This window comes from Olleya namhaensis (assembly GCF_900114005.1).
Classification (GTDB): Bacteria; Bacteroidota; Bacteroidia; order Flavobacteriales; family Flavobacteriaceae; genus Olleya; species Olleya namhaensis.
Window position 1 is genome coordinate 71,631 of record NZ_FORM01000005.1, and the last position, 16,094, is coordinate 87,724.

Sequence of the window (16,094 nt, forward strand, 5' to 3'; positions counted from 1 at the left end):
TGTTAGTTTAAATTAATAAAAATTAATCTTTGTTTTTACGTTTAGGTTGCTCCTGATTATCATAAAAAGTTTTTAGCTCTTCCAAATCTAGTTCACCATCACTATTGGTATCAATCTCACTAAAATGATCCATTAATTCCAATTTCTTTTTAACAGCAACTTCTAATTCGTTTAATGTTCCGTCTCCGTTATCATCAACTTCCTTAAGTAGTTTTTTAGCTGAAATCTTTTTAGGCTTCTTTCCGTCTAACGAAGCTTTAAGCTCATCCAAATCTATTACCTCATCTCCATTAGTATCAATAACATCAAAATCCTCTGCTATTTTTCCTCTTTTATCATTTGCAGCTTCGTCTTTATCGATAACCTTATCTTTATTAGTGTCTAATTTTGAAAGAATCTCTGATGCATCCGGTTTACCACCTCGATCTTGGCCTTTTCCGCCACCTCTTCCGCCTTGACCACCACCCGGAGGTCCTTGAGCAAATACGCTAAAACATAATAGCATAGAAAAGAGTGTAAGTACTGTTTTAAGATTGTGTTTCATTTTGGTTTGATTTTTTTATATATTTATTTGTAACTATTACTACAGGAATCAGAAAAAGAACAAATAGATAACTTTTATTAATTTTTTCTTTTTTTAATATCGCTTTATTATCACTAAATTCTAGTGCGACTTTATAGTTATTTTCTTTATTTAAAATAACTCTGCTTGTTTTATTATCTATTAAAATTGAAAACACCGATTGATGCAGATTATTTTCTTTAAAAGCGTCAATATGCACATCCAATGTATTGATATGTTTAGGAAAAAGATCTATAATAAATTTCAAATCAGTTTCATGGTTTCCTAATTTTATTCCGCCTTCTAAAAGCTTAATTGTAACACCATTTACAATTAAACTAAAATTATCTTTTATATACCCAATTGCTTTTTGCTTATAATCCGCTGCTGATAGTGTTTCCAGATTCAAATTACTAAAATGTTTTTTTAAAGCTTCATTCAAACCGTTTTGACTTAAACTGATATTTAATATATTAATATCTTCTTTCACTTCTAAATAATACATTGCTGACAATGGATTATGTGCTCTCACCGAAGTAAAAACAGCTAATAATATTAGCAGTATAATGGTCTTTTTTTTCATAATTTATTGGAATGAAAAACTATTAACCGCTGCGACACCTTTTAAACATTTTGGTACATTAGGCGCGTCTGTTGTACTTGCTACATAATGATAAACACCATCAGGATATTCTGTAGTACTTGCAGTAATACCACCACACTCATCTAAATCAGAAGGTTCTACTTGATAAGCATATATTGGGAATCCGTCTTTAGCAAAACCTATTAACTGACTTCCTGACACTTGGTTAATTAATGTACAAGCAACATCATCTATACCGTTAGCTTCTAAAACTTGATTCATTACTTCTGGCACAAAATGCCAATGGTAATAACCTGCAGGATCATGATGACCACCACAAGGATCTAAAGAAGGAATATTACCACCAGAGATTCCAGGAACACCGGGACCATTGACTACAGATGGTGGATCTCCATTAATTGGTACGCCATCTAAAGACAAACCAACTAATTCTACCGTGTCAATCACGTTGTTACTTGATGCTAAAACTGGCGTCGCTGGAATTAAAAAAGTTAGCAATAAATTATTATTAGGAGCAGCTTCTAAACAATACGCAAAATCTGGATTTGTTGCGCCAGAATTGAAATCATCGATATGTATATCGCCATTATCATCCACAATATCATAGCCATCAGCTTCCATTGCATTAAACAAACTAGCTTTCATGACCTGAAACCCTGGGTTTGTTGCACCATCATAAATCCCTAATCCTCCAACATCATCAATAGTCGTTGGGCAATAAGGACCATTTTCTACCGGATTACTGCTAAACACTAATTGATAACAGTCTCCTTGCGAGCCATCTTCCAATGTACAATCTACTTTCTCATAAGACACCAGCGATGTCGCATTAAAAAAAGCTTCTTGGATTATATCATCACTTTGATCTTCTGCACTTATACTATCACTATCATCACTGCTGCAGCTAATAAAAGAAAATACAACCGATACTATTAATCCAAAAATTAGAGTTTTATTTTTCATATTGTACTTTTTTTGAGATTACTGCTTTTAATAAAATCCCTAAACCTAAAACCATTAATAAAGCAGAAAGTATTAAAGGAGAAAAGAAGCTAGCTTCATTTACTGTAACTACAACAAACTTGTTATCCTTACTCGCTAACTTTAGTCTATGATTATTTTTTTTATTTAAAACGAAATGTTCTTTATTAAAGCCATCTTTTAACAGGACTAAAGCACTTTTATTATTATAAATATCTTTAAATGCTGTATTTTGAACAGAAACAGTCTTTATAACTGAAGGCACTCCAAGTATTTCATAAACCACTTTTGTTTCATGTCCTAATTTGACAACACCCTTACTAAGTGTAATGTTTTGGTTATCGTTAAATGTAATTACCAAATTATTTTTAATGTGTTCTAAGACCATTTCCTGAAATTCTTCCGGAGTTTTATATTCAGGAAAATGTGTTCTGACTTCTTTTTGAAATGCTGTTAAAGACGCACTAATTTGTAGTACCCAAACGTTATTTTCGTTTTGAACCAACATAGTCGTAGAAACTTCTGGCTGATGCGCTTTCGCTGAAACACCAATCAGTAAAAAAAGAATTAATATAAATTTATTTAGCATAATTATATGTTTTAACTCAAAGCGTTGAACCTATTCGCTTATGGCGTAAGCTCCTTTTAACCCATTGATAAAATTATTATTACCTGCTTCATCTACATGATAATGGTACCCTCTGCTGTCATCTGTATGACCTCTTAGCTCATCTAAATCCGAAGGCAAATTACCAGCCTCATCTACTAACTCAAAAATACCATGTCCATCTAAAGCATAACCAATTAAAGCAGAATGGCCATCTTCTTGTACTATTTTAGTACTAAACCCTGTAGCTGCATGATAGTGATATCCTTGATTTACGTTAATATGCCCACCTGCATCATCAAAAGGTGCTAATGTATATGCTGCAAGAATATTATCTGTAGGTGCTGGTGCAGAAAACTCTATACCGTTTAATGCTAGCCCACGTGTTGATGGCACCTCGTCTACAGGTTCTCCACCTGGTCCTCCAGGTCCTCCTGCGCCTCCTGCTGTAGCAAATAGTACCGCTTCATCTTGAAGCACTGGAGTAATAGGTATTAACCATGTTTGTGTTAAATCCGCGATGTAAGACGGAAGACACTCTACACAAAAATTTGCATACTCCTCGCCTACATTTGGATTTGCTGCATTAATACAATCATCTTCTGTTGCTGTGACATAAACATCTCCGTTGGCATCATACATCATCCAATTATCGTCGTTATAAAAAGTGGCAAGGTTTTCTATAAAAGCACCATCCACATCGTAAACAGTACCACCTTCTAACCAAATCCCTCCATTGTCTGAGGTATCACTTATATTATCCGGACACCAAGGTCCCATTGCATGATCTGATGGCGCACTACTAGTTACAATTTGATAACAATCTGTTATTGTACCATCAGATAATGTACAAGGTACTGTAGTAATAGTAACAGAACCACTATCTGTAGTAAAGTAAGTTACATCCACTGCTACCACCTGAGAATCTGTATCTGTATCTGTATCTGTATCTGTTGCGTTAGTATTATCATCGCTACTGCAAGAAATAAAACTGACAACAATTACTATTAGAGCAGGGATTATAGCCCCTTTAATTAATGTGTTTTTCATGATATTTATTACTTTTAAAGTTGTTTTTATTTAATTGAACTATTCTTTAGATGACTTATCTAATCAAAACTTGCGCTAGCGTTATACTTTAAATCTAATTATCTATCTCCTTATTTAACTTATAAGACATCGTCTGTGTTTTTACTCTTAAAATCTTACTATTTAATAGTTGGTTTTCGGTCTGCAAAAGTCTATCTACCAGAGCATTTTGATAAGCACGACTATTTAAAAGATCCATATAATTAGAGGTTCTAGTAAACGTTTTAGTTTTTTTATAACTTAAACCTCGCTCCGATATAATATCTATTAAGGATATGTGAGATTCGATCGCTGGTTGTAAGCGATTAATAATTATATTTTCGATTTTATTTTCCTGACTTTCAAAACTATCAAGCTCATTTGGATAGCTAGCAATTAGATCTTTTAATAAAACACTTTCTATAAACTCAAATTTATTAGTACTATTAATCGAGTTTACTGCCCCATTATGAAGTTGAGTTGGTTTATAATTAACTTCTACAATAGCTTTTTTAATTTTATCTGTTAATTGTTCTTTCTCTAAACCAATACTTTTAATAGTCTGATTAATATTTTTCACATCTAAGGTGTATCTGTCAATCGACGAGTCTAATAGTGTCAGATTAGCATCTAATTCCTCATTTAGCGTTTGATATATTTTTAATTCTACAATCCTATTTTTTCTTATTTCATTCATACTATTAATCTTCCACGCTATTAATATTCCAATAACAATTAACAGTATCTCTCCTAAAGCATACACTAGATAACTCTTTGTTTTTCCTGAGAAGACTAATGAAAGTCTAATTTTCCTGAATACTTTCATTATTATTTATGTTTTAAAAGTTATTAACTCATCCTAATTAAAAGAGAAAAGGCCTCTTGAGTTTTACCTCATGAAGCCTTTAACTACCAATCAACCAAAACTTATCATTTTATATTTAATCTAAATAATCACTAACTGCTGCAGCTCGCGATGTAACATGTGTATTCAACTCGTTAACTGCATTTTGAAAGTCTGAACTATTTTCTAAAAAGCTATACCCTGCAACTTCCGATGCTGCATAAGGCTCAATTAAAGCTGCATAAGTTGCATACAAAGATTGCATTGTGCTGATACTAAAGGCATCATCCACCACTTCTTGTACATATGTATCATATTGTGTTTTATATACTGCATCTTGATACAAATAGCCAATTAATGGCCATTCAGTACTATTTAGTCCGGAAAAATCTAGTGGTAAAGACCCTCCCATTTTCCCTGTTTGTAAGGCTTCATTATTATCCCAAGGAATCCATGTTAATTTACTAGTATCCGGATTATTGTATAAAAAATAATTGTGTGTCATTCTACCATACGTATCCCAGTTTTGAACCACTGTATTTACTGCTAAGTATTTTAAAAACACATCCGTATCTAATACAGCATCTAGGTTTGTTCTCCAAGTCGCAGGGTCAGATGTTCTAGACCCATCATTTACGATAGCTAATAAACTAGCAACATCATCAAAATCGCCTTCATCTTCGTTTGTTTTTTTAACGTATTCGCTTTCATTATAAGAGCCCAACGCAAAACTTGCGGCATCACCATCTGGCTTGTATAAATTACCATCGTCATCAGAAAACTGTGTATCTAAAACCGTATCATCCACTTCTTCCACCATAGTATAAACTCCAAAATACTGTGGTCCATCTCCATGATCTACATACACTGTATAAAATGCGGTATGTGATGCTACTAATCCTGCATTTCTGAAAACATCTGTTGCTACTTTTTCACGTAACATAGACTTGTCGTCAAAGTTATTTTTAAGACTTAATTTTTTAAAGCCATAAAAACGTTGGTTATCTATTTGCGGATAATCATCTTCAAACTCGTCAAAATCTAATTTAAAAGATAATTTTAAAATCCCATTTTGCCAGCTAGTTTGTAAGCTAGAATTCCCTTTAAATCTTACACCAACACGGTACCATTCTTTACCATTATAAAATACTTCTGCCGGCACAAAAATTGGATCTTCATCTGTCTCGGTTAGACCGCCACCAGGTCCTCCAGCGCCAGCGCCAAATGTTCCGTAAAGATTTGTCATATCATCCAACATACTTTGCCAACGTGCTTCTGTAACAACAATATCCAATCGTTTTACTGCATTATCTTCAAAAACTTCATCAAAATTTGCATCGGCATCTTTACTATGCGTTTCTGCTGTCCAATCTGTGGTTTCAAAATCAGAATCGTCAGTATCTACAACAACTTCACCTTCTTCTTCTGTAGTCGTTACGACATCATCATCGTTATTACAAGAGCTAAAGGTTACTAATGTTATACTAAATACTACTGCGACTACTAATAGATTTAATTTGCTTTTAATGTATTTCATATTTTCTTTGGTAAAGTGGTTATGGTAAAAAAATTAGTTACGTGATTTTCTTTCTGGTTTAGGCGCTTTTTTAAATTCGGCTTCAGAAATAAATCCATCTTCATCTGTATCAATTTTATCAAAATCATTCTTTAAAGGTCCTTTGATTTCTGCTTTAGATAATTTACCATCCTCGTCCTTATCCATTTCTTCTAATAACTGACTAAATGTTGGCGGTTCTTTTTTCTGTCTATCATTAGATTGTGCGTTAACACTATTTACATTTAATACTGTTAATCCAAAAACTAATACCGCTGTACTTAATATGTTCTTTTTCATATCTAAATATTTTATTTGTTATGGTATTTAGATGTCTAGTTTTAAAATAACTTGTGCTTAGTTATGTTAAACAAAACACAAAAAAAAGACCTTCATATTACTGAAGGTCTTTATACTATTAATTATCTAGGTTTTGTACTACTCTGATCTACTCGGATGTTCTGGACCAGGCATATCAAATCGTCGTGCTTTTGTTATAATACTTTTAAACTGCTCTTTTTGAGTGTCATCACACAACTGGTAAATACCTCTTAGCCTTTTAAACAATTCATTTTCCTTTAAAACAACTTTACCAGCTATGGACGTTGTTAAATTATTTATGTCCTGTTGATTTACGGAGGCTGCAGTGATGTTATCAAACAGTTGATCTTTTAACGATTTAATTTCATCTCCTACAGCACGCATAACCTTATGATGCTTAATCTCTAAACTTTTAAACTGTTCTAACTGCGCGTCGTCAAACTTTAACTCTTTAGCAATAAAATTACCCGACTCTTTTGGACCATTCTGACCAGGACGTCCAATATAATTGAATAGAAAAAAACCATTCATTATAATTAGTACAATTAATAAAAGATATAAAACTGTATTTTTTTTCATGATTATAAATTGATTAATGAGCCCTCTGTATTTGAGTTTAACCCGTAATCTGAGGCAAAACTAGAAATAGCTTCATTATATTTTGTGCTTTTTATTTGTTGTATTGCGTATACATTTAAAACAACCACGCAAACCAATGTTGCCAACTGTAACTGTGGCGTAAACCAATACCATGACTTAGATGCTACTTCTTTTTCAGTAAATAAGCGTTGCATTGTTTTATCTTTAAAAAAAGGAGAGACAGTAACCGCGTCGATACTTTGGGCAGCGTTAATAGTCTGATCTATTTTATCTTGTATGTTTGTATTTGTTTTCATAATTCTTAGTTTTAGATGTTTTATTTTCAAAAAACTTGCGTCTAATTATGGTTTTTATAAAATTCTTTTAAAATAATTTGTAAATTCTTTTTAGCTCTAAACAATAAAGACTCGATAGAGCCAATACTCTTTTTTGTTATTTCGCTTATTTCTTTATAGCTTTTATCATCAATTTTATTTAATGTAAAAACAATACGCTGTGCTTCTGGCAGTTTATTAATTGCTAAAAACAAGGTTTCGCTAGTTTCTTTTTGCTCCATTACTAATCCAGGATGATTAATCTCTGTAAAATAACTAGCTTTATCTAAGTTATAATCGTTTCCTGATAGGGATTGTAAAAAGGCAAAACGTTTCTTAGCTTTCCCCTTCCTGATAAACTCTAAACATTTATTAGTTGCTATTCTATAAATCCAAGTAGACAATTTAGACTGTCCTTTAAATTTATTTATAGAATTAAAAACTTCTACAAACACCTCCTGCGCAATATCCTCTGCATCCTGTTTATTGGGCACAAACGACAAGCACGTCCCAAACACCTTTTGTTGGAAATCGTCCAAAAGCTTACCATAAGCAGCACTTGTTTGGTTTTTAAGTTGTTCTATAAATTCAGTTTCGGTCAAAAAAGGCAATTATTGTGTTAACTATATTTAGATGCATAAGTTTTAAAAAACTTGCGTTTATTTTAAAAATATTTTTTCAAAAGGTAAAACTATATATCTTAATACAAAAAAGCATCAAAAATTAGTGTTATTTAAGTAACTTTGCACGTTATTAAATACAAAAAAATGCGCTTACACAAAAATTTATGCTTTGCTACCGTTGATGGGTTATTATTAATCTTTAACGAAGGTCATTATGCTGATAAAGTTGTACAACAATTACTTAAACGTGACAAACGTTGGGGAAGTCGTGACAGAGGTTTTGTTGCCGAAACTACTTACGATATAGTACGTTGGAAACGTCTTTATGCAGAAATTGCTGAAGTAAAAGAACCATTTAACAGAGACGAAATCTGGCGTATGTTTGCGGTTTGGGCTACTTTAAAAGGAATTACACTTCCCGACTGGAAGTATTTTGAAAATACACCAACAAGAAAAATTAAAGGTCGTTTTGACGAGTTATCTAAGACTAGAAAGATTAAAGAATCTTTTCCAGATTGGATGGATGCGTTAGCCGAAAAAGAATTAGGTGAAAAAATATGGTCTAAAGAAGCAACTGCTTTAAACCAACAAGCTGATGTTGTCCTAAGAGTAAACACTCTTAAAACGACTAAAGAGAAATTAAAAGAAGAATTATTCGATTTAGATATTGAAACTGAAGAAGTACCAAAGCATGTTAATGCTTTAAAACTTGTCGAGCGTGCCAATGTGTTTACAACAGATATGTTTCAAAAAGGACATTTTGAAGTTCAAGATGGATCGTCTCAATTAGTTGCTGAATACTTAGAGGTAGAACCAGGAATGCGTGTGGTTGACACATGTGCTGGTGCTGGTGGTAAAACACTACACCTTGCATCTATAATGGAAAACAAAGGTCAAATTATAGCTTTAGATATTTATGCTAATAAATTAAAAGAACTAAAGCGTCGTGCAAAAAGAGCTGGCGCGCATAATATCGAGCCAAGACATATTGACTCCACAAAGGTTATCAAAAAATTATACGATCAAGCGGATCGTGTATTAATTGATGCGCCCTGTTCTGGATTAGGTGTATTAAGAAGAAACCCTGATGCGAAATGGAAAATGCAACCTGAATTTATTGAAAAAATCAAGGAAACACAAGCCGAAATTTTAAATAGCTACTCAAGAATGGTTAAATCTGGTGGTAAATTAGTGTATGCGACATGCTCTATCTTACCTTCTGAAAATCAAGAACAAGTTGCTAAATTTCTAGCTTCAGATAACGGAAAAGAATTTTCTTTAGTAAAAGACAAGAAAATTTTATCTCATCAATCTGGTTTTGATGGCTTTTATATGGCTTTATTAGAAAGAAAATAATTACAATTATATTTAAACACAACTACTATGAAACACTTTTACTTACTTTTTTCATTTTTAATCTCTGCATTAAGTTATGCACAACTAACACCACCGACTGAGCTTCAAGCTTATTACAATGGGGTTGACTTTACAAAAACACAATTAGATTTGTTTGATGATTTAGCGGCAACTACAGCTGCAAATCATACTAATGCTTTAAGTTACACACCAGGAATCTGGGAAGCTAGTAAAGTAACTGATGAGGATATTGACAACCCAAACAATGTTATTTTATTTTACGGATATAGCGATACAGACGGAAACGGTGTAACTGATAGATCTAGAAATAAAAATTTAAACGGTGGTGGTAACGGAGATTGGAACAGAGAACATGTATTTCCAAACTCTTTAGCTAATCCTAGTTTAAACAGTTCTGGTACATCTGGACCTCCATATGCGGACGGACACAACTTAAGACCGTCTGACGTACAAATGAACTCTGATCGTGGAAACAAAAAATTTGCTGCGGGATCTGGTAATGCAGGAAACACAAGTACTAGCTCTAGCTTATGGTATGCTGGAGATGAGTATAAAGGTGATGCTGCAAGAATAATTATGTACATGTACGCTAGATATGGTACACAATGTCTACCTTATTTTGCTGTTTCAGGAGCAACTAACAGTATTGACCCTAACATGATTGATTTATTGTTAGAGTGGAATGCTGAAGATCCTGTGTCTTTAATTGAAGATAACAGAAACGCTTACCATGGTGATTTATCTAATACATATGCACAAGGTAACCGTAACCCTTTTATTGACAATCCATATTTAGCAACTGTTATTTGGGGAGGTACTCCTGCAGAAAACAGATGGGGAGAACAACCTGAAGCAGATACAGAAGCGCCAACAGTTCCTACAGGATTAGTTGCAAGTAATCCAACAGAAGATACTGTTGATTTAACTTGGACGGCTTCTACAGATGATACTGCGGTTGTAACCTATATTATATACGTAGATGGTGTTTTATACACATCAACTAACGGAACAGCAACTACATTTACAGTTACAGGATTAAACCCTGAAACTACATATGTCTTTACCGTTTTAGCTAAAGATGCAGCCAATAACTCATCAGCACAAAGTACATCAGATACTGCTACAACATTAGCAGGGACACCTGCTGGAACAAGTTGTGTTAACCCTGTCGAACAAGATTTTGAATTAATGCCTGCAAACAGTAGCTCATACTCTTCAAGAACTTGGACAGATAGCTACGGAGAATGGAATGCAACTAGAGCTAGAACAGACCAAAACATAAACGGATCTAGAGCAATAGTAATTGACATGAGAACTAATAGTGCAGGTACATTAACTTCACCACTAATAGCAGGAGGTATTGCAGATCTTACATTAACAACGCAACAAGTGTTTTCTGGTTCAGGAGGGACGCTTAACATTTATGTAAATGGTGTTTTAAAAGGAGATGTAACTTATGACGCAACTGTGCAAACAGCTACCGTTTCTGGTATTAATACTGAAGGAAACATTACAGTAGTAATTCAAGATGATAGTGACTCTAGCGGAGCAAGAGTTGCAATTGACAATTTATTTTGGACGTGTTACGAAACATTAAGTACACCAGAATTTGATTTAAATCAAACTAAAATCTATCCAAATCCATTAAATGGATCGCTTTTAAATATTGAAGTAAAACAAGACACACGTTTTGAGATTTACGATATCTTAGGAAAAAGCATCATAACTGGTAATGTTACACCAACTAACAAAGAAGCAAATGTATCGCGTCTTAGTAAAGGTGTTTACATCATGAAATTAGAGTCTGCTAATGGAACGATCACAAAAAAAATAATTAAAAATTAATTTTTTAATTTCTTTAAAAAAGCGACTCAGAAATGAGTCGCTTTTTTTTTGTTAAAAACCTAGTGAATAACTCTTAAATTAAGCAAGAAATATTACCTACAATTAGCACTAAAAAACCTAAATTTGTTTCTTTATAAAAAACAACACTCAAACTAAAAACATAATGATTCATTTCTTCGGAAACCAAAACAGTAAAGTCTTTGCTGTTCAAGCAACAAAAGAATTATCAACTCAAACCATCTCAAAGTTGACATGGTTATTTGGCGACCAACCAAAAATAGAACAAGCATCGTTAGATGCTTTTTTTGTTGGCCCAAGAGCTGCTATGATTACACCTTGGAGTACTAATGCTGTGGAAATCACCCAAAACATGGGTATTGAAGGCATCATCAGAATTGAAGAATTTGAAGCTTCAAGCAAAGATTTTAAAGGTTTTGACCCTATGATTTCTGAAAAATATAGTACCTTAACTCAAGAGTCATTTACTATTAATATTCAGCCAGAGCCTATCTTAAATATCGATGATATCTCAGCATATAACCAACAAGAAGGTTTAGCGCTAAACGATGAGGAAATCGCTTATTTAGATGGTGTTTCTAAAAAAATAGGACGACCATTAACAGACTCTGAAGTATTTGGATTCTCTCAGGTAAACTCAGAACATTGTCGTCACAAAATCTTTAATGGAACATTTATAATTGATGGTGAAGAAAAACCAACATCTCTTTTTAAATTAATTAAAGAAACAGCAAAGCAACATCCAAACACTATTGTTTCTGCTTATAAAGATAATGTCGCTTTTATAAAAGGTCCAAAAGTGGAGCAATTTGCACCAAAACGAGCTGATGTACCTGATTATTACACAAAAACAGATTACGATTCTGTTATTTCGCTTAAAGCGGAAACACATAACTTCCCAACCACTGTAGAACCTTTTAATGGTGCTGCAACAGGTTCTGGAGGAGAAATTAGAGACAGACTTGCTGGAGGAAAGGGATCTTTACCTTTAGCTGGAACAGCTGTTTACATGACTTCTTACTCTAGATTAGAAGATAACAGACCTTGGGAACAAGCTATGGACGCACGTCCTTGGTTATACCAAACACCAATGGATATTTTAATTAAAGCTAGTAATGGTGCTTCGGATTTTGGAAACAAATTTGGACAACCACTTATCTGTGGTTCCGTACTAACTTTTGAGCATGACGAAACTAAAGATGCCAAACCTAATGCTGTCAAAGGATCTCAACGTAAATTAGGTTACGATAAAGTAATCATGCAAGCTGGTGGTATTGGATATGGTAAAGCAGACCAAGCATTAAAAGACACGCCTAAAAAAGGTGATAAAATAGTAATATTAGGAGGAGAAAACTACCGTATTGGTATGGGTGGTGCTGCAGTATCTTCTGCAGACACTGGAGAGTTTGCGTCAGGGATTGAACTTAATGCTGTACAACGTTCAAACCCAGAAATGCAGAAACGTGCTGCCAATGCTGTACGTGGAATGGTAGAAAGTGAAGAAAACTTTATTGTTTCTATACATGATCATGGTGCAGGTGGACACTTAAACTGTTTATCAGAATTAGTGGAAGATACCGGAGGAACTATTGATTTAGATGCCTTACCTGTTGGAGACCCAACCTTATCTGCAAAAGAAATTATTGGTAATGAGTCTCAAGAACGTATGGGACTAGTTATTGCAGAAAAGCATTTAGAGCACTTAAATAGAATTGCAGACAGAGAACGTTCTCCAATGTATACCGTAGGTGACGTAACAGAAAATCACAGATTTACATTCCAATCTAAAACAAAAGGTGATAAACCTATGGATTTAGCTTTAGAGGATATGTTTGGAAGTTCTCCAAAAACTATAATGACGGATACTACGGTTGCCAGAGATTATGGTAATTTAGAGTATACTCCTAACCAATTTCATAGCTACCTAGACCAAGTATTACAATTAGAAGCTGTAGCTTGTAAAGACTGGTTAACAAACAAAGTAGACCGTTGTGTTGGTGGTAAAGTTGCCAAACAACAATGTGTTGGACCATTACAAATACCACTTAATAATCTAGGTGTAATGGCTTTAGATTATAAAGGTGTAGAAGGAATTGCAACCTCAATTGGGCATTCTCCCATTTCTGGTTTAATTAACCCTGTTGCTGGAAGTAGAAACAGTATCACAGAAGCTTTAACTAATATTATTTGGGCACCATTAAAAGATGGGTTAGAATCAGTTTCATTATCCGCTAACTGGATGTGGCCTTGTAAAAACGAAGGTGAAGACGCACGTTTATATGAAGCAGTTAAAGCTATTTCGGAATACGCTATTGACTTAGGAATCAATGTTCCAACAGGAAAAGATTCGTTATCAATGAAACAGAAATACCAAAATGAAGAAGTTATTTCTCCAGGGACGGTAATTATTTCTGCAGCAGCAAATTGTAACAATATAAAAAATGTAATCGAACCTGTTCTTAAAAATAACGGTGGAGACATTTATTACATAAACATATCTCAAGACGATTTTAAATTAGGTGGTAGTAGTTTTGCACAAACACTTAATAAAATAGGAAACAGCACTCCTAATACTAAGGATGCTAAATATGTAAAAACAGTATTTAATACAATACAACAACTAATAAAAGACAATCAAATTATTGCTGGTCATGATGTGGCTTCCGGTGGTTTAATTACAACTTTATTAGAATTATGTTTTGCTGACACTAATTTAGGTGCCACTTTAGACATTACTGCTTTAAACGAGAAAGATTCTTGTAAAGTACTATTTGCTGAAAATTCTGGTATTGTTTTTCAATCTAAAGATACCACGATAGAAAAAGTACTTTCTGATGCTAATATCACTTTTTATAACATTGGTAAAGTAACAACTGGTGACACTTTAAATATTACAAACGGAACAGAAAAATTATCTATGACTATCTCTAAATTAAGAGATACATGGTATAAAACATCTTTTTTGTTAGACCAAAAGCAAACAGCAAATGGCTTAGCAAAAACACGTTTTGATAATTTCAAAAATCAACCTTTAGATTATAAGTTCCCTGAACATTTTACAGGAAAACTACCAAGTATAGACACTACAAAACCAAGACCTAAAGCTGCAATTTTACGTGAAAAAGGAAGTAATTCTGAACGCGAAATGGCAAATGCTATGTATTTAGCTGGCTTTGATGTTAAAGATGTACACATGACAGATTTAATATCTGGTCGCGAAACATTGGAAGATATTCAGTTTTTAGGTGCTGTTGGTGGGTTTTCTAATAGTGATGTTTTAGGATCTGCAAAAGGTTGGGCTGGAGCAATAAAATATAACGATAACGCTAATAAGGTAATAAATAACTTCTTTAAAAGAGAAGACACTTTATCTGTTGGTATTTGCAATGGTTGTCAGCTCTTTATGGAATTAGAGCTAATTAATCCTGAGCATGATGTACATGGAAAGATGCACCATAACGACTCTAAGAAACACGAAAGTGCGTTTACATCAGTAACCGTTCAAGACAATAATTCTGTAATGCTTTCTTCTTTAAAAGACACTACTTTAGGGGTTTGGATAAGTCACGGAGAAGGTAAATTTAACTTGCCAAAATCAGAGCAAGATTATAATATTGTTGCCAAATATGGTTATGATAGCTACCCATCAAATCCTAATGGCTCAGACTTTAATACTGCCATGTTGTGTGATAAAACTGGACGTCACCTTGTTATGATGCCGCATATCGAGCGTTCTACATTCCAATGGAATTGGGCAAATTATCCAGAAAACAGAACAGACGACGTCTCTCCTTGGATTGAGGCATTTGTTAACGCTAAAGAATGGATAATTAATAAATAATAAAAAAATTACACCATAAACTGTAAGTAATTTCATAAGTTTATGGTGTAATAATTCAGTACAAAAAGCTATTAATGAATTTTAGATACATAAAAAGTGCTAACACTAACCAGTTAGTTCAAAATTTTTATGAGCTTAACGTCGCGGAAACTAGTATACCGCTAAGTTCAAAAATAATACCAACCGCACAGTCACATATTATATTTGTGGACTCAGAGGAAGGTATAGAAACAAATTTTAAAAGTATTACCTATAAAAGTTTGGGGTTAATAGTCTTAGGCCAGTCGTATAAATCATACACCTTAAAAGCTATAAAACCTTATTTTAATTTTGGTATTAGCTTCCACCCTACTGCACTTTATAAATTATTAAAGACAGACATCTCTAAATTTACAGATAAACATATCGACCTTTCAAAGGTAGACAGTCCTTTATATAGTTTACTTAATCCTATTTTTAAAGAAAACTTAAAAGGAGAAGCGCTAGCCTCTAAAATTGAAAATCAACTTGCTAAATTGGATATTTACGAAAGTAAAAACACCATACTAGTAGACGAAGTGATCAAAGTAATTTATGAAAGAGAAGGTATTATTAATGTGGAAGAATTATTAAAGATCTTTCCTATTTCTCAAAAAAACTTAGAAATTCAGTTCAAAAAAATAATAGGTTTAACCCCTTTAAAATTCATTAAATTATATAAGTTTTTATGCTTAATGAGACAGTACGAATCTAACAAAGCAACCATCTCTCAATTAATAGATTACTACGCTTATTACGATTTTTCTCACTTTTCTAAAGACTTCAAGCTTTTTATGAATTTAAAGCCCGCAGACTACTTTAAAACCGAAAATAAATTTTTAAGTAATTATTTAAAAGAATAATTTTTACGATTATTTACAATTAATTTCGTTAGATTTTACATAATTTAGCTTAG

The 16,094-nt window shown here is 33.3% G+C and carries 15 protein-coding genes; 4 read left to right on the plus strand and 11 right to left on the minus strand.

Annotated elements, in window-relative coordinates; translation table 11 throughout:
- Positions 1–22 precede the first annotated feature (22 nt).
- The 11 genes from BMZ09_RS08965 to BMZ09_RS09015 form a co-directional block, all read right to left on the minus strand.
- Entirely contained in the window at positions 23–544 is a 522-nt protein-coding gene (locus tag BMZ09_RS08965; RefSeq protein ID WP_090839672.1) for an EF-hand domain-containing protein, read from the minus strand.
- The gene (locus tag BMZ09_RS08970) at positions 528–1,145 is read right to left on the minus strand and encodes a hypothetical protein (protein ID WP_090839674.1); all 618 of its coding nucleotides are present in this window, start codon (positions 1,143–1,145) and stop codon (positions 528–530) included. Before BMZ09_RS08970 ends, BMZ09_RS08965 begins: the two co-directional genes overlap by 17 nt.
- 3 nt (positions 1,146–1,148) lie before the next feature.
- Positions 1,149–2,129: a YHYH protein gene (locus BMZ09_RS08975; RefSeq protein WP_090839676.1), complete on the minus strand. Its 981-nt coding sequence runs from the start codon at positions 2,127–2,129 to the stop codon at positions 1,149–1,151.
- Positions 2,119–2,736 carry a hypothetical protein gene (locus BMZ09_RS08980; RefSeq protein ID WP_090839678.1) on the minus strand — a complete coding sequence of 206 codons (618 nt, stop codon included), beginning with the start codon at positions 2,734–2,736 and terminating at the stop codon, positions 2,119–2,121. Before BMZ09_RS08980 ends, BMZ09_RS08975 begins: the two co-directional genes overlap by 11 nt.
- Positions 2,737–2,766: 30 nt before the next feature.
- Positions 2,767–3,804, minus strand: coding sequence for a YHYH protein (locus tag BMZ09_RS08985; RefSeq protein ID WP_090839680.1), 1,038 nt, complete (start codon positions 3,802–3,804; stop codon positions 2,767–2,769).
- 94 nt (positions 3,805–3,898) lie between these two features.
- Entirely contained in the window at positions 3,899–4,648 is a 750-nt protein-coding gene (locus BMZ09_RS08990) for a hypothetical protein (RefSeq protein ID WP_090839682.1), read from the minus strand.
- Positions 4,649–4,763: 115 nt separating this feature from the next.
- On the minus strand, positions 4,764–6,203 hold the full coding sequence (locus BMZ09_RS08995; protein ID WP_090839684.1) for a CotH kinase family protein: 1,440 nt from the start codon (positions 6,201–6,203) through the stop codon (positions 4,764–4,766).
- A 33-nt stretch (positions 6,204–6,236) separates the two neighbouring features.
- Positions 6,237–6,521, minus strand: coding sequence for an EF-hand domain-containing protein (locus tag BMZ09_RS09000; RefSeq protein ID WP_090839687.1), 285 nt, complete (start codon positions 6,519–6,521; stop codon positions 6,237–6,239).
- Between the two features lie 138 nt (positions 6,522–6,659).
- Positions 6,660–7,121 (minus strand): Spy/CpxP family protein refolding chaperone, encoded by a 462-nt coding sequence (locus BMZ09_RS09005; RefSeq protein WP_090839688.1) that lies wholly within the window; start codon positions 7,119–7,121, stop codon positions 6,660–6,662.
- Between the two features lie 2 nt (positions 7,122–7,123).
- The gene (locus tag BMZ09_RS09010) at positions 7,124–7,438 is read right to left on the minus strand and encodes a hypothetical protein (RefSeq protein ID WP_090839690.1); all 315 of its coding nucleotides are present in this window, start codon (positions 7,436–7,438) and stop codon (positions 7,124–7,126) included.
- A 41-nt stretch (positions 7,439–7,479) separates the two neighbouring features.
- A complete protein-coding gene (locus BMZ09_RS09015) occupies positions 7,480–8,058 on the minus strand; it encodes an RNA polymerase sigma factor (protein ID WP_090840120.1) in 579 nt (192 codons plus the stop codon).
- A gap of 165 nt (positions 8,059–8,223) precedes the next feature.
- Between BMZ09_RS09015 and BMZ09_RS09020 the strand changes: the two genes are divergently transcribed.
- The 4 genes from BMZ09_RS09020 to BMZ09_RS09035 all read left to right on the plus strand — a co-directional run bounded on the left by BMZ09_RS09020 (position 8,224) and on the right by BMZ09_RS09035 (position 16,041).
- A complete protein-coding gene (locus BMZ09_RS09020; RefSeq protein ID WP_090839692.1) occupies positions 8,224–9,435 on the plus strand; it encodes an RsmB/NOP family class I SAM-dependent RNA methyltransferase in 1,212 nt (403 codons plus the stop codon).
- Positions 9,436–9,462: 27 nt separating this feature from the next.
- Entirely contained in the window at positions 9,463–11,301 is a 1,839-nt protein-coding gene (locus BMZ09_RS09025) for an endonuclease (RefSeq protein ID WP_090839694.1), read from the plus strand.
- A gap of 163 nt (positions 11,302–11,464) precedes the next feature.
- Complete coding sequence (gene purL, locus BMZ09_RS09030) at positions 11,465–15,160, plus strand: phosphoribosylformylglycinamidine synthase (RefSeq protein ID WP_090839696.1); 3,696 nt, start codon at positions 11,465–11,467, stop codon at positions 15,158–15,160.
- 74 nt (positions 15,161–15,234) lie between these two features.
- Positions 15,235–16,041 (plus strand): helix-turn-helix domain-containing protein, encoded by an 807-nt coding sequence (locus BMZ09_RS09035; RefSeq protein WP_090839698.1) that lies wholly within the window; start codon positions 15,235–15,237, stop codon positions 16,039–16,041.
- The last annotated feature ends 53 nt before the right edge of the window (positions 16,042–16,094 follow it).